19 protein-coding genes, 1 tRNA gene and 1 pseudogene are annotated in these 19,417 nt (G+C 55.0%); 12 read left to right on the forward strand and 9 right to left on the reverse strand.

Features of this window, described 5'->3' with window-relative positions; translation table 11 throughout:
* Positions 1 to 4: 4 nt before the first annotated feature.
* The gene (gene gluQRS, locus GMET_RS08955; RefSeq protein ID WP_187148475.1) at positions 5 to 946 is read left to right on the forward strand and encodes a tRNA glutamyl-Q(34) synthetase GluQRS; all 942 of its coding nucleotides are present in this window, start codon (positions 5 to 7) and stop codon (positions 944 to 946) included.
* On the opposite strand, the gene GMET_RS08960 is transcribed toward gluQRS, so the two are convergent.
* Positions 940 to 1,398 (reverse strand): hypothetical protein, encoded by a 459-nt coding sequence (locus tag GMET_RS08960; RefSeq protein WP_004513322.1) that lies wholly within the window; start codon positions 1,396 to 1,398, stop codon positions 940 to 942. The genes gluQRS and GMET_RS08960 overlap by 7 nt on opposite strands.
* Before the next feature lie 67 nt (positions 1,399 to 1,465).
* Positions 1,466 to 2,212: a TerC family protein gene (locus tag GMET_RS08965; RefSeq protein ID WP_004513321.1), complete on the reverse strand. Its 747-nt coding sequence runs from the start codon at positions 2,210 to 2,212 to the stop codon at positions 1,466 to 1,468.
* A 320-nt stretch (positions 2,213 to 2,532) separates the two neighbouring features.
* Between GMET_RS08965 and GMET_RS08975 the strand changes: the two genes are divergently transcribed.
* A tRNA-Gly gene (locus GMET_RS08975) sits at positions 2,533 to 2,607 on the forward strand.
* 63 nt (positions 2,608 to 2,670) lie between these two features.
* On the opposite strand, the gene GMET_RS08980 is transcribed toward GMET_RS08975, so the two are convergent.
* The 3 genes from GMET_RS08980 to GMET_RS08995 all read right to left on the reverse strand — a co-directional run bounded on the left by GMET_RS08980 (position 2,671) and on the right by GMET_RS08995 (position 6,017).
* Positions 2,671 to 4,029 (reverse strand): tyrosine-type recombinase/integrase, encoded by a 1,359-nt coding sequence (locus tag GMET_RS08980; protein ID WP_011365871.1) that lies wholly within the window; start codon positions 4,027 to 4,029, stop codon positions 2,671 to 2,673.
* 379 nt (positions 4,030 to 4,408) lie between these two features.
* The gene (locus GMET_RS08990; RefSeq protein WP_004513318.1) at positions 4,409 to 5,584 is read right to left on the reverse strand and encodes a rolling circle replication-associated protein; all 1,176 of its coding nucleotides are present in this window, start codon (positions 5,582 to 5,584) and stop codon (positions 4,409 to 4,411) included.
* A 70-nt stretch (positions 5,585 to 5,654) separates the two neighbouring features.
* The gene (locus GMET_RS08995; protein WP_004513317.1) at positions 5,655 to 6,017 is read right to left on the reverse strand and encodes a hypothetical protein; all 363 of its coding nucleotides are present in this window, start codon (positions 6,015 to 6,017) and stop codon (positions 5,655 to 5,657) included.
* A 113-nt stretch (positions 6,018 to 6,130) separates the two neighbouring features.
* On the opposite strand from GMET_RS08995, the pseudogene GMET_RS09000 reads away from it, so the two are divergent.
* Positions 6,131 to 6,307 (forward strand): annotated as a pseudogene (locus GMET_RS09000) (IS5/IS1182 family transposase); the annotation flags it as partial.
* 73 nt (positions 6,308 to 6,380) lie between these two features.
* On the opposite strand, the gene istB reads toward GMET_RS09000, so the two are convergent.
* The gene (istB, locus tag GMET_RS09005) at positions 6,381 to 7,175 is read right to left on the reverse strand and encodes an IS21-like element ISGme4 family helper ATPase IstB (RefSeq protein WP_004514800.1); all 795 of its coding nucleotides are present in this window, start codon (positions 7,173 to 7,175) and stop codon (positions 6,381 to 6,383) included.
* Positions 7,172 to 8,197 (reverse strand): IS21-like element ISGme4 family transposase, encoded by a 1,026-nt coding sequence (gene istA / locus GMET_RS09010; protein ID WP_004514801.1) that lies wholly within the window; start codon positions 8,195 to 8,197, stop codon positions 7,172 to 7,174. Before istA ends, istB begins: the two co-directional genes overlap by 4 nt.
* A 92-nt stretch (positions 8,198 to 8,289) precedes the next feature.
* On the opposite strand from istA, the gene GMET_RS09015 reads away from it, so the two are divergent.
* The 9 genes from GMET_RS09015 (at position 8,290) to GMET_RS09055 (ending at position 17,236) form a co-directional block, all read left to right on the forward strand.
* Positions 8,290 to 8,697, forward strand: a complete 408-nt coding sequence (locus GMET_RS09015) for a (deoxy)nucleoside triphosphate pyrophosphohydrolase (RefSeq protein ID WP_035468520.1) — start codon at positions 8,290 to 8,292, stop codon at positions 8,695 to 8,697.
* 285 nt (positions 8,698 to 8,982) lie between these two features.
* Positions 8,983 to 9,312, forward strand: a complete 330-nt coding sequence (locus GMET_RS09020; RefSeq protein ID WP_004512055.1) for a winged helix-turn-helix domain-containing protein — start codon at positions 8,983 to 8,985, stop codon at positions 9,310 to 9,312.
* On the forward strand, positions 9,309 to 9,845 hold the full coding sequence (locus GMET_RS09025) for a hypothetical protein (protein WP_004512054.1): 537 nt from the start codon (positions 9,309 to 9,311) through the stop codon (positions 9,843 to 9,845). The genes GMET_RS09020 and GMET_RS09025 overlap by 4 nt, the downstream gene beginning before the upstream one ends.
* A gap of 116 nt (positions 9,846 to 9,961) precedes the next feature.
* On the forward strand, positions 9,962 to 13,411 hold the full coding sequence (locus tag GMET_RS09030; protein ID WP_004512053.1) for a tetratricopeptide repeat protein: 3,450 nt from the start codon (positions 9,962 to 9,964) through the stop codon (positions 13,409 to 13,411).
* Positions 13,412 to 13,416: 5 nt separating this feature from the next.
* Entirely contained in the window at positions 13,417 to 13,671 is a 255-nt protein-coding gene (locus tag GMET_RS09035) for a hypothetical protein (RefSeq protein ID WP_004512052.1), read from the forward strand.
* Positions 13,650 to 14,939, forward strand: coding sequence for a hypothetical protein (locus GMET_RS09040; protein WP_011365873.1), 1,290 nt, complete (start codon positions 13,650 to 13,652; stop codon positions 14,937 to 14,939). The genes GMET_RS09035 and GMET_RS09040 overlap by 22 nt, the downstream gene beginning before the upstream one ends.
* A gap of 10 nt (positions 14,940 to 14,949) precedes the next feature.
* Positions 14,950 to 15,402, forward strand: coding sequence for an HNH endonuclease (locus tag GMET_RS09045; RefSeq protein ID WP_004512050.1), 453 nt, complete (start codon positions 14,950 to 14,952; stop codon positions 15,400 to 15,402).
* Between the two features lie 78 nt (positions 15,403 to 15,480).
* Positions 15,481 to 16,524, forward strand: a complete 1,044-nt coding sequence (locus GMET_RS09050) for a restriction endonuclease (protein ID WP_238378889.1) — start codon at positions 15,481 to 15,483, stop codon at positions 16,522 to 16,524.
* 223 nt (positions 16,525 to 16,747) lie between these two features.
* Entirely contained in the window at positions 16,748 to 17,236 is a 489-nt protein-coding gene (locus GMET_RS09055; protein WP_238378890.1) for a virulence RhuM family protein, read from the forward strand.
* Between the two features lie 185 nt (positions 17,237 to 17,421).
* Here GMET_RS09055 and GMET_RS09060 read toward each other — a convergent pair whose 3' ends face one another.
* Both GMET_RS09060 and GMET_RS09065 read right to left on the reverse strand, forming a co-directional pair.
* Positions 17,422 to 18,774 (reverse strand): DVU_1553 family AMP-dependent CoA ligase, encoded by a 1,353-nt coding sequence (locus GMET_RS09060; RefSeq protein WP_004512047.1) that lies wholly within the window; start codon positions 18,772 to 18,774, stop codon positions 17,422 to 17,424.
* A 49-nt stretch (positions 18,775 to 18,823) separates the two neighbouring features.
* Positions 18,824 to 19,279: a DVU_1555 family C-GCAxxG-C-C protein gene (locus GMET_RS09065; RefSeq protein ID WP_004512046.1), complete on the reverse strand. Its 456-nt coding sequence runs from the start codon at positions 19,277 to 19,279 to the stop codon at positions 18,824 to 18,826.
* Positions 19,280 to 19,417 lie beyond the last annotated feature (138 nt).

Here is a 19,417-nt window from a genome sequence, read left to right on the forward strand (position 1 = left end):
TATGATGTCTGAACAGATACCTGATAACCGCAGCGTTGTGGGACGCTTCGCCCCGTCTCCCACTGGTCCCCTTCACCTGGGTTCCCTGGTGGCCGCCGTGGGTAGTTATGCCATGGCGAAGCGGGAGGGAGGACTTTGGCTCCTCCGGATGGAGGATCTGGATACCCCTCGGGTCGTGCCGGGGATGGCGGATGACATGTTCCGCACCCTGGAAGCCCTCGGTTTTGCCTGGGACGGCGAGGTCATGTGGCAGAGCCGCCGGTCTGATGCCTATAGTGCCGCCTTCGAGCGCCTTCTGGCGATCGGCGAGGCCTATCCCTGTGGCTGCTCCCGGGCCGAGATCGCCCGAGCCGCCTCGGCCCCCCACGACGGCGAAGGGGAGGTGGCTTATCCCAATATCTGCCGCAACGGCCTGCAGCCTGGGAAAGAGCCGCGCTCCTACCGCGTGAAGGTGGGGAGCGAACCTATCGTGGTACGGGATCTCGTCATGGGGGAGAAGCGGTATGACCTGTCACAAATTTGCGGAGATTTCGTGGTGAAGCGGGCCGACGGGCTTTTCGCCTACCAACTGGCTGTGGTCGTGGACGACGCCGACCAGGGTGTGAACCAGGTGGTGCGGGGTGCCGACCTCCTGTCATCGACTCCTCGGCAGATCCTGCTCCAGAGTCTCCTCGATTACGAAACACCGGTCTACGCCCATCTTCCCCTGGTTACCGCCGCCGGCGGGGGTAAGCTCTCCAAGCGGGACAATGCCGTGTCCCTCGCCGCCGGCCTCGATCTGGCCGTCGAAGGAGGGAGGCTTATCCTGGCCGCGTTACGCTTCTTGGGGCAGCGTCCTCCTGAATCCCTCGCAGGATCCAACGGGAAGGAGGTTCTTGCCTGGGGGGCGGCCAATTTTGATATCGCCCTTGTTCCCACGGCGTCCGCCCCCCTCTCGGTTCACTGATGATTACCCTCGCAATGACCAGGAATCCCCAGCCAGCCGGTGCCGAGAATGACGAGTAGCGCAGAGGTGATCAGTAGTCCGCCGATGGAGCCGTTGAAGAGGGAAACCATAAGGGTTGTGATGGGGAAAAGAGCGACGTGGAAGAGCATCTCCGCGGTGGACATGGGACGCGTTCCAAAGGCGAGATAAAAGTAGATGTAATAGAGGGGGCCGGACACCCAGATTCCCGTTGCCATGGCCATGGCGGCGCCCATGAGGCGGTCCTGGCAGAAGAAGAGCTTTACCATCTGCCAGAAGGCGCTGCCGCAGGCCACGGGGAGGGCAATGCTCTTGGCGGTAATCCAGGCTGCCGTGGACCATGTGCCATGGTGCGCCATAACAAGTGCATCAATCCCCCAGAAGAGGATCGCTCCCATCAGGGGAAACACCATCCAGATAAAGGTTCTTTTCATGGTGTCCCACCGGTAACAAAGTAATTACATCACAGTCTACCAGAGAGCGGTTCAAAAGTGAACGAGCCTACCGTCCCTCCTCCAGGTACGGCTCATGGAGCTTCACGGGCTTGCCTTTGGCGCGCATCCGCATGTTGAGCATCTCGACCCCCACGGAGAATGCCATGGCGAAATAGATATATCCCTTGGGAATGTGCATTTCGAGGCCGTCTCCGATGAGGGCAACACCGATAAGGATCAGGAAGGAGAGTGCCAGCATTTTTATGGTGGGATGCTTATGCACGAAGGCGCTGATGTTCCCCGAGAAGAACATCATGAAGCCCACTGCGATGATGACCGCCAGCACCATGACCGCCAGCTTGTTGGCCATGCCGATGGCGGTGATGATGGAGTCGAGGGAGAAGACAATGTCCAAGAGGAGGATCTGGACGATGGTCCCGGCGAACGACGCCGCGGCCCTGGTCGAGGAGTGGCCTTCGTCGCCTTCCAGTTTTTCATGAATTTCCATGGTGCTCTTGGCCAGAAGAAACAGGCCGCCGGCGATGAGGATCAGGTCACGGCCCGAAATCTCGCGGCCCACCACGGAGAAGAGCGGTGCCGTAAGACCCATGAGCCAGGTGAGGGAGAAAAGGAGCCCCACGCGGGTGAACATGGCAAGGGCAAGACCGGTGACGCGGGCTTTTTCCTGCTGCTCACGGGGGAGTTTCCCCGCCAGGATAGAGATGAAAATTATATTGTCGATGCCGAGAACGATCTCGAGCGCAGTAAGGGTAGCAAGGGCGATCCACGCCTGGGGGTCGGTAAGCCATTCCATCTGAAGAACTCCTTGATAGCGTAATGTGAAGGAGCACACATATACCGAGAGGGGTTGGCACTGTCAACCGCAATCTCCCGGAGCGCCGAGAGGTCGTTATCTTTACCGATCAGCTGTTTGTCTCACTAGAGTTAATGATCGCCCTCGTCGCCAGCACCATCCACTTTCCACAACGGCCTCACTGTCAATGAGATCACTTCCGCCGTAACTACGCGAAGTACCGACTGAATCTCGGAGAGCATCCCACTGGTTTTCATTTTTGCGAAAAAAAAGAGTTGACTCTCCCGGGGACCGTTTGCTATATAACGGGAACCTGTTGCGCGGGAATAACTCAGTGGTAGAGTGCAACCTTGCCAAGGTTGAAGTCGCGGGTTCGAATCCCGTTTCCCGCTCCATCTAACAATAAGGAATCCTTCGGGATTCCTTTTTTGTTGCCCCGACTTTCACCAAAACTTTCACTAAGAGAGTTTTAACTGAAGGCCGGGGCTTTGTTGTTCAGGCTCTAGCTGGAGATAAGAGCCGGGAACCATCGGGTAGATATTCCCAGGGTATCCCAGGAGGTGGGGCGGCCTTTTTGCCTTTGTCTCCACGAAGTCCCGGCCGAAGTATTCCAGAATCTTCCAGAAGTCCTCCTCCAGCCCGTCGATGTAATCCCCGTAGACCTCATAGACCATCTTCTTTGATCCATGTCCCATGAGCCTGACAAGGCGGTTGGGATCGATCCGCAGGGTAAGCGCCCAGGCCGCGAAGGAGTGGCGCATGGAGTAGGGCACCTTGTCGGTAATGCCGCTGGCTTTCCCTGCCTTGGTCCAAACATCTTTGAGGAAGTTTGCCGGTCGAAAGATGGTGCCGGTTTTCGTGGTGACGAGCAATTCCCCGGTGCTTCTTTGCTGGAGGATGTCGAGGCGTTTTCTGATCGCCTGGGTGATGGGAATCTTCCTGATCCGGTAGATGGTCTTCGGGGTGTCGTGTTCTTTGCCCCGAACGATGGTGTGCTGAACCAGGATGTGGTCGGGGCGGATGTCGCTTCTTCTGAGTCCCGCCATTTCCGAATTGATCATCCCCGTGAGGATCATCAACTCCACTACCGGCTGATACCAGGGATCGATGTGTTCCAGGAAGTCCCGCCACTCATCGAAACGGAACCCTTCCCGCCGTTTCGGTTGCGTCTTGGGAAGGTGCTTTTTCAAGTTGGTGAAGGGGTTGTGCAGCACCCAGCGGTATTGGTCGCAGGCATCGTTCCAGATGGTGCGAAGCGGTATCAGGATGTTCTTCGCCCTGGCTTTCGAGAGGGGTTGCCCCTTCTTGGCCCCCTTCTTCCACTTGAGGGAGGCAATGAACTTCTGAATCTCCACCCCGCTGATCTGGAAGAAGGTCATCTCCCCAAAGAACGGCACCAGCCAATAGTCGATAATCAGTCGGTAGTCGTCCTTCTTCGTCCCCTCCGGGTAATGGCTCCAGACGTTTGTGTACCACTCCTGGAGGTACGACCCAAAGAGGATGTCCCGCGGTTCTGGGGCATACTGCCACCCCTCCAGCTTGGAAAAGTAAGCCTTCTCCGCTTCCGGTGCCCCTGGGAAGGCATCGGCAAAGATGAGCTTCCCCGCGTCCCGGCGTTCGATGATCCGATCCAGCCAGAGCCGGACCTTCTCCCGGTTCTTCTTGGTGTCGGTTAAGCCGGTTGTCTTCTCCACCCGGCGGTTGAAGTAGTAGAAGAGGATATAGAGCTTCCTGGAGCCGGGCTTTCGGATGATGGTTCCCTGTTTCTTCTCCTCGTTGTCAAAGAGCAATGCTTCATGGTGGGTTGTGCGCTTCATGGATGTCTCCGTTCCGCTATCCACGTCCCCACCGGTCAAAGTCCGGGATTGACCATAGCACATTTCACTGCTCATTTCAGTACTCCCAATTGATCGGGTTTGATTGCTTCCGAGGATGAGGTGAAACGGGTCCTGTGACCGGCCGTCTATTTTTTCGAGCCTCACTGCCTACCACGAGTTCCATGACCAGTTCAGAGGACCACAGGAACCGTAAGACCCTCCCTTGTTTAAAATAGTGCCTACCCGCAATAAGGATGTCTCTCTGCATCCAGGAGAAGAGGGTGGCACGAGACACTTGCAGCCGTTCCGCCAACTGCTCAACCGTCAGTACTTCAGGTAGGGAAGGGGGATAGAAGGAATCAGGCATCATGGCTCCCTCCTAAAATGGCACTTCATCGGAATAGTCATTGGAGTATGCAGAATCGACTTCTTTCTCCCGCTCTATTTGCTTCACCCGACTTTCCAGGGTTTGCAGGAATTTTTCCGATAAGGAACGGGGAATAGCTTTCGTTTTGCGCATGACCCCTTGTCTGTCACGCCAAACCCGCTCCCTTCTCGGAGCAGGGATAGAGAATCCAAAATCAGATATGCACCCCCCATTGTTTTCAATCTGCCAGTAGAAGTCCCTTTTAACCCTCCTGAAGGCTTCCCGGCGAGCCTCACCCTCTAGCCTGATCCGTTGGGGTTTGATCTTTTCCAGAAGGTTCTGAGTCATCCCATAGCGCTTGCCCTCGATGGGGCAATGCCCCTTGCTCATGTATTTGAGCATGTAGTGGGCCGCATGCTCCTGATTGCTGACTTTCTTGACGTTCACGCTGTTATTTGCCTGCCCCCAAATATCCACAAGCCACTGAACCGGAATGAAAGGCTGATCCACCAGCATGTGGAAATGGATATTCTGTGTGGTCTTCTCTTGGATTTCGGCAACCCAGATGTACGTCAGTTCCTGGTGATCTTTGCCTTGCTTTTCAAGCTTGCGGTCATATTTCTTCTTCAGAGTGTTTAGAAATCGCTTGAACTGCTTCTTGCCCCAATCTTGATTAACCCTGCCTTCATCGTCCAGTTGTGCCAGTTTCGGATCGAAAGTTAGGGTGATAAAGAGCTTGAACGAGGTTAGGCCGCATTCCACTGCCCGCCGAATAGTCTTGCGCGCTTGCCGGGTAAACTCCTCGGATGCTATTTTCTCCCTTTTGTGGGGCATGGTTCGTCTGCCAGTCCGGTAGTACCCACCGGTTATCTCACCACTGGGAAAGATGGTGATGCAGGCACCTTTGCGGGGTTTCTCATTATCCCACTTCTCAAAGAGGGCCTTTAACTCTGGTGTCAGAGTTTTCGAACTATTATCAAGTTCAAGAGGCAAAGGCGGAAAGTAACTCTCAAGGCCGGGGAGGGGAGGGGAAGGTGTGGCGGTTCTTTCCTCCGTCCCGCCAATGGTCCCGGCTAAGCCGGGAACCACAGGCGAGCCGGAGGGCTGTTTCTGGTGGTGTTCGGTTGTGTGTTCTGTGGATGGTAATTGTGGAGATGCTTGGTGTTGCTGTGATTGTTGCTTAAGCATGGGTCCTCCTAAGGATTGGAATTTTCCTAAGGAGTTGCCATGAAGGCGGGCAGCGGTCGCGGAAATGGATTTATTTTTGTTTTTCCGAAAGTTGGTACTTGTTTTGCCATTCAACCATCTTGGTCTTGATGGTCTTGTCAAAGCTTTCCGGACTTTTTATATCTGGATCGATTTCAGTTCCATCGAAGTCTCTTGCCAATGCATCGTACAAACGGCGGATTTCTGGCCATTCAAAGGGTTTGTGCAAGGCTTCGGCAATTGCGGCGATGAGGGCGCCATAATCGCTCTTGACGCTCAATCTCGCTTTGCTGATATCACTATAGGATGTGATCGGCAGCTTCTTAACCGCATCTATGACCTTCTCGTAATCGTTCTGCTTGCCTTGGAGGCGTAAGGTTTGAATCTGATATCCTATGGCAGGATCGTGTATCATAAGCGGATCAAGTTTTAACAGGTTGTTGAAAAACTAAACCTTTTTGATTCAATAAGTTAGCGAACTGTGCTATATTTTTACGCGTAACAATCTGAATTTACAGGAGAAAAGTTATGCGCGGCGCCGAGACAAAAACCGAAGCTCTGTTCTGTTATCTCTCCCCTGAGTCGTACGTCCCGAAGGACCACCCCTTGCGGTCGATCAGGGCGATGGTGGATAAGGCCCTTGCAGAGCTCAGCCCGCAATTCGAGGCCATGTACTCCCACACCGGCCGGCCCTCGATTCCTCCTGTGTCAACGGCAATCGAAAATTGACCCACTTTACCGGTTGATCGGCAATTGAAAAATGACCCACCTTCCTGGGTTAATCATCCATCTGGGGTGTCGGCAGTTGCTGCCCGAGAATGCCAGCTCGGCGCTTCTCTTTCAATCGGTAGCTGTCACCCCTGATCTGAATGACATGGGCGTGGTGCAGCAACCGGTCGAGCATTGCTGATGTGAGTGCCGTGTTGCCGCCGAAAGCCTGTTCCCATTCCCCAAAGCTCAGGTTCGAGGTGAGGATGACGGAACCTGTTTCGTACCTTTTGGCGATCACCTGAAAGAACAGGTTTGCCTGTGTTTCGCTGAACGGAAGGTATCCAATCTCGTCGATGATGAGTAGTCTCGGCCCCAGGACACTGCGCCGCATTACTTCCTTGTACCGCCCCTGGCGCTGGGCGCTTTCGAGTTGCAGCATCAGGTCCGCAGCGGAAATGAAGCGCACCTTCACGCCGCACTGGGTTGCCCGGTAGCCGAGGGCAATGGCGAGGTGAGTCTTGCCGGTACCGCTGGGACCGAGCAGGATTACATTCTCCCGACGCTCCAGAAACGCCATTGCCGATAGGTCCAGGATTCGCTGCTTCGGGGCGCCGGTGGCAAAATCGAAGTCATAATCCTCAAGGGTCTTGATCGCGGGAAAGCCCGCGAGCTTTGCCATGGTGTGGCGCGAGCGCCCCTGCCGGACGTCGTTCTCGGCCTTGAGTACCTGCTCGAGATAGTCGATGTATGACGACTCCTGCTTTGCCGCAGCATCGGCAAGGTCGGCGTACACATCGGTCACCGCCAGAAACTTCAAGTCGTCGCAGAGGGTGACCATACGCTGGTGCTGGATGTCGCTCATAGCCGCCCCTCCTGAAGGATCTGATCATAGAAGGAGGCGGGGCGCTGAAGTGGGATCACCGGCCACGGCATGGGAGTGATGACTTCCGGCTTGCCCTGCTCAACCTTAACCCTTGGCGGCAGCGGCGACATTGCCGCGCGCTCGATCTTGAGACGATCGCAGGGGCGCTCGCTGGTCTCGCCATGGATTCGGCAGTTGGCTACGTCATTAAGCCAGTTACGGACCTCGATGTTGGCGGTCGCGACATCGAGAGTTAATCCTGCCTGCTTAAGGCGCGAGACCAGCGGATAGTAGAAGCTGTACCGCAGGTAGCGGTTGAACCGCTCGACCTTTCCCTTGGTCTTGGCGCGGTACGGCTTGCACAGCCGGGGGATAAACCCGAAATGCTTGGCTGTGTCCCACAGGCCGGAGTGGAAGCGGTGCTTGCCCTCGCCGAAGGCGTTTCGCTCCAGAACCACAGTCTTCATGTTGTCATAGAGCACTTCACGCGGGACGCCGCCGAAGAAGGAAAATGCCATCTCATGGCACTCACGAAGGACATCAAAGGCCTGGCTGGTGGTGAAGACGACGAACGAATCGCGGCTGAAACCAAGGGTTCCAACGAACGCGTACAATGGGTGTTTACCCCTGCGCAATTCGCACCAGTCGGCTTGCATCTGCTTGCCGGGCTCCGTTTCAAACCGGACAACCGGCTCCGGAGTGACACGGGAGTAAAGTGTCGCCAAAAACGTTCTTACGGTGCGCTCGCAGCCATCGTAGCCAAAGCTGGCAATTTCCCGAGCAAGCACCGGAGCAGGAATCCGGTGTGGCAGCGCCGCCTTCACCCGCTCTTCGAGAAAGGCTTTAAATGGATCTAGCTTCCCCGGCCGCTTCGCCCGTTCTTTGTATCTGGGATCGGCCGTTGATCTGAGGAACTTCCTGACCGTGTTTCGGCATAGCCCGGTGATCCGCGAGATCTCCCGGATGCTTTTGCCCTGTTTCTTGAGAATTCTGACTTCCATACACTCTTCCTTTCCGATCATGCCGACCCTCCAGGTCGGCTAGGTTATCAGGAAGAGTGGGTCAATTTTCAATTTCCGAGGTGGGTCATTTTTACATTGCCGCTAACACCTCGTTGAAGCATATCCACGTCACCTGCGCCATCATCGAGCGAGACGGTCTCGTCCTTGCCGCCCAGCGGAGCGCCGTCATGAGCCTGCCGCTCAAGTGGGAGTTTCCCGGTGGTAAGATCGACCCCGGTGAATCGCCCGAAGAATGCCTCCGACGGGAGTTGGTGGAGGAGATGGCGGTTCACGTGCGCGTGGGACAGAGTCTTCCCGTCAGCACCCATCAATACCCGACGTTCTCGGTCACGCTTTATCCCTTTCTCTGCACCATCGAATCGGGAGAGATCGTCCTCCACGAACACGTTGCCGTAACCTGGCTTCCTCCCGATGAACTCCACACCCTCGACTGGGCCGAGGCCGATCTGCCGGTGATTAAGTCTTATCAGCAGGGATGCCGGATGAGGGACCATAGCTGAGAACACTGAGTGTAAAATGGTGCTTAATGGCCCATGTGAAGCGGTGGCCTACCTGAATGCGGCCATTGAGGAAGTGATCGAGAGGTCTTTCTTATGTTCTGGCGCAACGTGGCCGAGGCCAATGGGGTGATAGGAGAGTGGCTGCGGAGCCGCATGTTTGCGGAGGGGCAAGGGAAGGGGTAATGTTGATAACAAAAAAATCTTGTATGGACGGTGAGATACCGATATTCTGATACTAAATAGAGAACATATGTTCTTTAAATAAGATCATAAACGGGGCGGAACATGCTCGAACCATTGCTGTCATCAACCAACTGCGAACGTGTATTGATCTTCATCGCTGCTCGCGGTGAGGGGTATCTTCGAGAGATGGCAGATTTCTACCAGACTGCGCCGGCGCCGCTACTCAAACAATTAGAAAAGTTGGAAAACGGCGGGGTCCTCTTCAGCCGCCTGGCCGGTCGCACTCGCCTCTACGGCTTCAATCCGCGCTACCCATTTCTTAATGAACTGAGGGCCCTGCTGGACAAGGCACTGACCTTTTACCCAGAGGATATTCGCGTTGGCCTCCAGGAAAACAGGCGTCGGCCGCGGCGCAAGGGCAAGCCGCTATGAAACCGCTCAAAGAGATGACCATTGGCGAAATTGCCGCCTATGTGGCCGCACACCTTCGCCAGGGCGGCGTCGAAGTGGTACTGACAGGCGGCAGCTGCGTCTCAATCTACACAGACAACCGCTATCTCTCCTATGACCTGGACTTCATTGAAGTGGGCAGAGCCTCCAGAAAGAAAATTGCTGCCATCCTCATGGAGATCGGCTTCCTGGAGAAGGATCGCTACTTTATCCATCCTGACACAATGTATTTCGTGGAATTTCCTTCCGGCCCGCTGGCACTCGGCGCCGAACCCGCTGGTGCCATAGCAGAGCTTGAGTTTGCCACCGGCACGTTGCGCCTCCTCTCTCCGACCGATTGCGTCAAGGACCGGCTGGCCGGTTATTACCATTGGCTGGATCGACAGTGCCTGGAGCAGGCGATCATGGTGGCACACGATGCTGAGATTGACTTGGAAGAGGTGGAACGCTGGTCGCAGCAGGAAGGAATGGGGGAGGAGTTCGAACGGATCAAGACCTTTTTGCTGGCACAATGAAATGAAAGATATGGTGAGAGTAGAAAATGGATTCTGTTGATACGAGATGAGTATTGTGTCCCCCGAATTCTGTCATGTTTGAGGATAACCGAAGGGGTGGATAGGATGATTTGCCTATGAATGGGAAAAGGGTCTTCATCAGTTATAGTCATGATTCTGCCGAGCACCGTGACAAGGTGCTCGGCCTCGGTGCCTGCTTGTTGCGCGACGGCTGTGATTGCCGCATCGATCTCTACAAGGATACCGACGAAGACTGGCCGCTGTGGATGACTCGCCAGTTGACCGAAGCAGATTTTATTGTCTGCGTGGTCACTGAAACCTATGCTCGACGGTTTAACGACAAGGAGTTGCCGGACAGGGGGCTAGGTGTTGGATGGGAATCAGGTCTGATAAGACGTCTGCTGTATCAAAAGAAACTCCATAATGACCGGATATTCCCAGTGTTCTTTGATAAGTCGGATGACCATCACATCCCTCTTGAGCTTGTAGGTTACGATTATTTCATTCTCGACAATCACACTGGATACGAGACGCTTTTACGAAAGGTCTTGAACCGCCCGCTTCACCTTAAGCCCTCTATCGGTTCCGAGCCTGAACTCAGGACCAGTACAGCCACGCCGTTATTTGCACGTCCCAGTGAAGAGCCGCAATCAGACAGAATCGACGCACCAGCAGTTGAGTCACCGTTGGAATCCAAATATCACGGCAAGCAACGAAGAGGGTTACTTCAGTTCTTTGTCTCCGATTGGTTACCGAACGGCCCTCCAGTCGCCATCGTACAAGGTTTCCCTGGCAGCGGGAAAACCCAGCTTGCCTCATCCATCGTGGAGCAGACGCCGAAAGTCATTGTTGTGCGGCACGAACCTCAACTGGAAACGCAAAATCCTTCTTTGGATCTTCTCACCGACTTAGCACTAGACCTTGATTACGAAGGTATTCCTGATTTGATGCAGGAACTTGAGAAAGGCGCTGAAGGCGATCTTTTCAATGCACTGCTCGTGACATTGCACAGAGAGAAAATTCTGATCATCATCGATGAATTCCAGCGCCTCTTGTCTCCAAACGAAAATTTGCCGCCAGATCAATGGCAGCATTTTTTTGAACGCCTTATTAATGCTCCTCACGTGGCAGGCCGTCTGTTACTCATCAGCAACCGTTACGTGAAAAGAGCTCGTTGGTGTGAGAAGTCAGTTTCAAGGGAACTGAAAGGGCTAACTGAGCTTGAATCAGCGGAGTTTCTGTCCGAATCTCTTGCATTAAGTGGGTTAACGGCAAATGTTCCATCGGACAGGTTCGTTGAGGTGGGCCGTCGCTTGGGTGGCAATCCTCGGGCAATTAAAACGCTGGTAGAGGGCCTGAAATACTATCCGATGGATGAATTGATTTCACTCGCCCCCAGACCGGACGGTACCCTTAACCCCGAATTGGTGCAGGATTTTGAGCGGGAGCTGATAGAACGCACACTTTCCAGAATTGATGGTGGGCTTTTGCGGTTTATGCGACGCCTCGCGGTGTATCGACGACCATTCAGAAACGAGATATATGCCGAATACACCGACTCTGAACTTCCGCCACATTCACTTCGAAAACAGCTTATTGACCGGTATCTGCTGGAATTTTCCAACAGCGGCGACACCTTGCATCCATTGGCTCGGGAAATCAGCCTTGCCCGTCTTCGAGAAGACAACGAGGAGTGGTGTCTAGCTCACGGACTTGCCGCCAATTATTACTTCAATGTTTTCAAAAATCCGCAAATTTCCGGGGCAAAAAAGCTGGCTTCGTCTTACGCCGAATTGCGTCATCATCTTTTTGAATCGGGTCGTATAGATGAACTGTATCAGGCCAGCGCAAAGCTCAGTGCTTTCGCCATCGCCCTACTTCCCAAGCCTGCGCAATCCAAGGTCCCGGATAACCTTGAAACCTTGGAAGAGCATATTGCCCTGATTAGCGCACTTCCGGAAACGCAGAGAACAAAAGGGTTGGAGTATCACCTTGCTTTGTGCCTGAAACATCGGAATATCGGTGATGATCTTCACAATGCTCTCAAACACGTGCGTAGAGCAACTGGTCCTCATGCCTACTACGCGGTCTGGTTGCTGCTGCTTGACCTTGAATACACCATCAACGGTGTTGATGCCATGATGGACGCGCAACGGGAAGCCATCAGATTTTTGGGGAGCGGGAGCAACGCTTTTGCGGTTTATCATCATTGCGCTCACCTTCTCAGAAAAAGTGACAAACTGGATGATGCCATCAAGCTATTGGAGAATGCCGTCACCATTCCAGGAATCGCCTGTGTTACGTCATTAATCAGCCTGTGTGCTAGATGCATGGAGGAAGCCGGAAGGTTTGATGACGCCATCGACTTTTTGAAGAAGGGCGTGGTAATGACGAATGTACAGGAACTCGGTACTGTTTATATTCACTGTGCGGGATTGTTGGCTCGCCTGAATCGCATGGACGAGGCGATAACATTTCTGAAAGAGGGGCTATATGTCCCTGGAATGACGAAATATTATTCGGTCTATCTTCTCCTCGCCGAAAACCTTGTTAATGAGGGGCGTGATGAAGAGGCTATCCGACTCCTGAAAAGCGGGGTTCACGATAGCCGTGTACTCGACGCCAAATTGATGTATCGCTATGTTGCAGAACTTCTCGTGAAGAACGGCCGAACTTCGGAAGCTGTCTCATTACTGCAACGCGGGATTATTTCACGTCAGGTAAAGGACCAACTGCCGCTTTATCATTATCTTGCCGAATTATTGGGAAAAAACGGTGAATCCAATACCGGCGTTAAAATTCTCAAGAAGGCGATGACCAACCCGCGAACTAGGTTAGAGCCCTCAATTTATCGGGCCTGCGCCGATTTGTTGTCCAATGCAAAGGACTTAGATGGTGCCATCGAAGTATTGCAGAAAGGGTTGCAGGAGCCCAAGCTGAAGGAAAAGAACCAATTGGCGCAAAAATGTGCTGAAATGGCGGTGTGGCAGGGCCGCCTTGATGAAGCTATTGCAATTCTTTTGACAAGGATTGATGGAAACGAATACCACAACATTGACTTCATTTACAAAGACTGCGCTGATTATATGGTTAAGGCTAATCGGATTGAAGAAGCTATTTCCTTGATGAAGCGGGGGATTGAAGTTCCGGGGTTGACCAACAAAGGAGTAATTTATCAAAAATGCGCCAAACTACTGGCGCAGGTTGGTCGTGCTGATGAAGGAATTAAACTTCTACAAACGGCTATGCAAATTCCGAGATTGCCGGGTAGAATCATGCTCTATCAAACGTGTTCGGACCTCCTGGCTGAATTGGGCCAGGCTCGGGAAGCAATTAAGCTTCTTAAAAACGGCATAAACGGCCCACGGATGGGGAATATCGCGTCATTGATCATGCGATGTGCTGAGCTGCTGGCTGCTGAAGGGCGGCTAGAAGAGGCAATTGAACTATTGTTAAAGGGGATCAATAATTCTCCTAATGATAGACAGTTGAGCGAACGCTTGGTGAAATTAAAAGAACTCTACGGAGGCAGTCCGAGCTTTCTAGATAAGCTACCGACACAATAACTTAGATGCTCACGATCGACCTCACCTCCACCCTCAAACTCTTTACCTCCCTCTACCGCGCCCCCGGCGCGGTCTGGACCGAGGCCACCAGACGCAAGGCGCCACATAAGCCGTTGCTCCTCCTGGCGGTGCTGGACCTGGTGCATCGCGGCGTCATCACCACCCCGTTCATCGACGTCACCGCCGATCTGGTGGAGTTTAACTCGTTGGAAAAAGACGGGCTGCTCGCGCCGAAAACATGGTCGAAGAAGATACTGTGACAAGAATGCTTTATAACGAAACTGATAGCGGGGAGTTCACACGAAAGGTCGTCACTCTTTTGGGAGAGGCTACCGCATTGCAGGGAACGCTGCATATGCCCGGAGTACGCGATGATTATCGATCTCGGCTGGAGCAGGTTGTTCTGTTGGCCAGAAGGGCGCTGGGCAATGCGGGGGAGAACCGGGAGGTTGCGTTGCTCCAATGGGTGTTGGTTCAGGCTTTAGGGGCCCGGGGAGAGGATGCGCGCTATGGTGCCGGGCAGCTCTCTCGCGGTTCTCAGCGGGCGCCCACATTGGAAGATTGCGAAGACGGCTGGCAGCGAGTAGAGCAGATCGTTTGCAATGCAGAAGATGCGGCATTGGAGACCGCACGTATTGCCCAGCTACTTAATACGGCCAAAGCGAGAGAGATTGCCCGCAGAGCTGAAGTTGCCGGAAAAGCCGCCAGGAAAATCGTCCTGGAGCGGAACCGCGCATATACTTTCCATGCCGATCCCGGCTTCTCGTTTGGCGAAGGCTGGTACCTGGCTGCTGCGGCACTGTTTGCCGGCCTTTCTATTCAGATCAGACCTGGCGCTGCCCAAGAATTGCAAGTCAGGCGGTTCCTTTTCGATGCCGGGTTAGAAGGATCCCTTCGCCCTTATCGGTCTCGTCCGGCGAGCCCCAAGCATCTGACTCATATCATTGCCGAGGCTTTTCGCACCGACGCGCCAGGAGCACAGTGCACGCTGCGCGCAGGCTTTCTGGGAGACGAATCGCCGTCGGCTGCCTTAAGATCATGGATTGATGGCAAGGTGGGGGGGAAGCTGGAACAGAAGGTGCTGCTTTGGGTTCGAACGGGTGACCACGATGCCCAGCGCAATACCTGTTTCGATGAATTGCGTCAGCTTTCTGAACTGGTATTGAATGCCGGGCTCACCCCCATCTTTTTCGGCGATAAAGTTCCTCTGGAGCTTGTTCCGCCAAGCGCAGTCAACCTGACCCTGTGCTGGAAAGAGCCGCTCTTCCAGGGGCCGGACATGCGCCGAGCGCAACTGCAACTGTTTGAAGAGTTGAGATGCCGCCACGGCCTGGTGGGCCAGATTGGCGTTACCACTGCCGGCATGGACGGACCGGCGCTTATGGGATTGCCCACCCTTTATCTCACCCAGGAACGCAACGTCCGACTGGGCAAGTGGGTGGGAGCCGTTCCGGGATATCAAGAGGTCGTGCGGGAGCCGGGCTATTTCGAAATCATTCGCACCACCCAGCATCATTGGCAGCAGTGACCCTCGGGGCATGCTGGCCAATCTGGAGCAGGCCCACCTGCCGCTGGTGAAGGAGATCGTGGAAGCGGACAACTATCGGCCGGCGGTGCGGGATCAGGCCTTCCGACGGGTGGTGACCACGGCCTACGACCCCCGCTGCGCCCTGTGCGGCATTCGCATCGTCACTCCCGACGGCCACACGATGGTGGAGGCGGCCCATATCGTACCGTGGAGCAGAAGCCAGAACGACGACATCCGCAACGGCATGGCACTCTGCCGGCTCTGCCACTGGGGGGTCGACGAGGGGATGCTCGGCGTCTCCGACAACTACACCGTCATCACCTCCCGCAGCATCGGCATTGATCGCAACGTCCCCGGCCTGCTCCTAACCCTCTCCGGCCGTGGCATTATCCCTCCGGCAGAGCGCGATCACTGGCCTGCGCCGAAGTATCTGGCCGAGCATCGACGGGAATGGCGGTTGTAAAATACGTCATGAATTACGAATACATATTTAGATACGAGTCAGAAGTGAGGAGATATGGCACGACAACGAACTAGCCCAATGGAAGATATGATTTTGGTCGCCAGCAAACTTCCGTGGTGGGCGTGCCTGCTACTGGCGCTTGTGTCGTACGCCGTGCTTCACACGATGGCAATGCGCCCTGTAATGCCTGCTACGGTTGTTCCAGGCCAGATGGGCGACGCCGTAGCCCGGGGACTCATTACGACTCTGGCCATGTTCGGACAGTACGTGATGCCATTCGCTTTTGCACTGGCTGCTCTGTTGTCGGCCGTTACGTCGTCTCGTCAGAAAAAGCTTTACGATACCGTTGCAGGTCGTGGCGATGTTGCAGCTCTGAATGAAATGGGATGGGATGAGTTTGAAATGTTGGTAGGAGAGCATTTCCGCCGTCAAGGGTTCCAGGTGACCAGACAGGGAGGAAACGGTCCGGATGGTGGTGTTGATCTGATACTCAAGAATGGCGGCGAAACGTACCTTGTGCAGTGCAAGCAGTGGAAAGCTTACAAGGTCGGTGTGCAGCCAGTTCGTGAGCTATACGGCGTGATGGCATCGCGAGGTGCCGTTGGAGGTTATGTCGTCACTTCAGGCAAGTTTACCGACGAGGCGGTTGACTTCGCTCGCGGTTTGAATGTCGAATTGATTGATGGTCGCCAGCTTCGGCAGATTATCGATAATGCTCGTAGACCATCGACAGATGTCGTTCGCCACGAGATATTTCCGAAAGCGGTTTCCTCTCCTAACTGTCCCAAGTGCGGAGCTGAAATGAAAAAGCGTGTAGCACGACAGGGCAGTAATGCTGGCAGGGAATTCTGGGGGTGCTCAACCTATCCAAAGTGTAAGGGAATTGTCCCCGTTACAATAAATCAGGACACAGACCAGGCAAAGGTAACAATGCAACCGACTATCCCCCCAGTGGATGCCAGTAAGAAACTATGCCCTCAATGTGGTGAAGAATTAGTTTTGCGGCAATTCCAGAGTGGCCCTCGAATTGGACAGCAATTCTATGGCTGCCTCACATGCAAAAAAGGGTGGCCTGTCGACACGTTAGCGCAGCATGCAGCGCTTGCCGATGGAGGTAAATAGGAGGCGCTCCCCGGTTTAGTTCTGTAGGAGCTTCAGCGAGCTGTTAAAACCTCTACTGGCAGTGGGTCGTACCGCTGGGCCAGACCAGCAGCATCACCGAACTTTATGAGGAACCTGTATGAACCGAGCCGATAAGGCAATAGTCCTATATCAGACTCCGGACGGGTCATCTTCTCTTCAAGTCCATCTCGACCATGACACCGTCTGGCTTACACAGAAGCAGATGGCCGAACTGTTTGGAAAGGATGTCAGAACCGTCAACGAACACATCAGGAACATCTTCAGGGAAGGGGAGCTTGATGATGCTTCAGTTATCCGGAAATTCCGGATAACTGCCTCAGACGGTAAAAGCTACGATACGGCCCACTACAACCTCGACGTGATAATTTCCGTAGGCTACCGGGTGAAGTCACAGCAAGGGACCCGCTTCCGCCAATGGGCGACCAGGGTGCTGCATGACCATATCGTCAAGGGGTACACGCTCAACGAGCAGCGGCTGCGGGAGGAGAGCGCCAAGTTGCAGGCGATGCAGCAGACGGTGGCATTGCTGGCGCGGACCCTGACCAATCAGGAGCTTGTCAGCGATACCGGCCGGGACGTGCTGCGGGTCATCGACGATTACGCCTATGCGCTGGCAACCCTTGACCGTTACGACCACGGGACGCTGGCCATCGAAGGAATTACCCGCCAGGCCCAACAGAGAATTGTATAAAACAAAGGTGTACCTCTATCACAAGGATGGTCACAGAATCCCTGTATCAGTTCGTGTCACCCCCATGACCGATGAAGAAGGCAACATTATCGGCAAAGTCGGATTGTTCAGCGACATCAGAAAGGATAGCGGATCAACCTTTCGGGGAGTGCCCAACCGCGTGCCGATTACCCTGCAGAAGGAATTTATGCACTTACGGCACCTTGGTTCTCCTGCCGGACATCCCTGATCTGCCGTTTCCCGGTGCCGGTCGTGAACCAGCCGGCCCTGTCGAAGGTGATGCTCCCCAGCGTCAGCCCCCCCTGCCGGAACAGGGGATCGCTTGATTCGGCGCGCACAAGGGCGGCAACGGCCCCTCTGGCGACCTGTTCTTCCTGCCCCTCGCATGCCTGGAGACAGAGGTTGAGTTGATCCCGGCCGCCGTTATCGGCGATTTCGGCCGTAAAGTTCAGCAGTCCGGGAATCGGAAGCAACGCCTCGTCCAGAGTTGCCATGGCGATGCTTGCCCCATCCCTGAGCCTCACGGTCGCCCCGATTCGTCCCTGCACCCGCCCGAGACGTTTCAGCACCGTGCCGCAGGGGCAGGATTCCGGCATCATCCTCGCCATATCCCCGGTCCGGTACCTCACGAGCGGCATCCCGCTTCGGGTGAGGGTCGTGAAGATCACTTCCCCGAACTCGCCATCGGCTACCGGCCGGCCTGTGGCCGGGTCGACGATTTCCGTGTACAGGTCGGCCTCGCGCAGATGGTAGCCGTCCCTTGCCTCACACTCCACGCCTCCCCCCAGCCCGGTTTCCGTCATGCCGTAGTGGGTGAAGACCCGGCAGCCCCAGTGCTGCTTCAGTTCCTCCACGATCGCCGTGGGCACGTAGTCCGTGGAAAGAAGGACGCTCTCCACCCAGCCCCGTGGAATCGCCTCGCCACCCTCACCACGGGCCAGAGAAAGAATCTGGGTCGGTATCCCCACCAGGCAAGGGGAAGGGTGGCGCAGAATCTCCGCCCGTGCCGCTATCGGGTCCCGTACCGGTCCAAAGGCGACCGGCCTCACCCCCAGCCGTGCCAATCCCCGAGCCAGCAGATCACCAACGCTGTCGGGTCGTTCGCCGGGCAGAAAGATGATGACGGTTGCCCCGGCAGCGACCATGGTCGCCATGCCGTGATGGAAAAAATCGACCGTCAGCTCCAGGTCTTCTGCCGTGAAAAATATCCGCTTTGCCTCGCCGCTGGTCCCTGAGGTTTGCAGGGTGACCACCCGTTCGATTTCGTCCTGGGAGGCGCAGAGCATCCGCATCCCCTGGGTTCGCACATCGTCCGGCGTCGTGAAGGGGAGGCGGCTGAATGCCTGCAGATCCTTCACGTCCCGACCGTCGATTTCGGCAAGAAGGTTCCGGTAGAAGGGGCTCTTCGTCCGGGCATAGGCGACCACCTCCCGCAGTTTTCGCACCTGATAGGCCTCGAGGTCGCTCCGCGTCAGTGCCTGCGTGCCGGGCAGAAGCAACTTGTCCCGTATCCACCCCTCCAGCGGCGTCCTATTCATCGCGGCACCCCTTTCTTCCATGCTTGTTTCACAGGGGGTAACGGAGTGGTCATTGACCTGTACCGCCCACGGTCGCCAGTATCGACTGGAGTTTCTCCATGGTTGCCAGCAGCAGGTCCGAGCAGGCCCGCTTGTCGGGGCTCGCCTTCAGGATTTCATCGCAGTTGATCCCGCCGTACTCTTTTTCCGCCCTGACCGAGAACCAGTCCCACAATTCAGCCAGCAGCAGGGGAAACTCCGAGTCCTGCATCTCCCTCTCCCTCGAACCATCCAGTGCCAGTGACAACGCACATGACGCACCGGTGAGCACCCCGCAGGTGACGCCGGCGTAAAAACCGTTGCAGAGGGCCGCCATCGACCTGACCAGGTCCGGGTTGTCCCGACCCAGGTCGCGCAACACCAGCTTGACCACGATCTGGCTGCAACAGAGCCCTTGATGCTTCATGAGCAAAATGTCGAGATAGGGGCCATCGAAGGTGATCGTGTTCACTGACTGGTCGTTCATGGTGTTGTTCTCCAGGTGAATCTTTTTATGGCCTGTTGTCATTCTTGGGCAGACAAGGCACCTTACAGATATTTGCACACTAAGCGAGATTTTTTTGTTTGACAAGTAAAATAGTAATGTAGTACTAATTTACGCAAA

Source organism: Geobacter metallireducens GS-15 (genome assembly GCF_000012925.1).
GTDB classification, from domain to species: Bacteria; Desulfobacterota; Desulfuromonadia; order Geobacterales; family Geobacteraceae; genus Geobacter; species Geobacter metallireducens.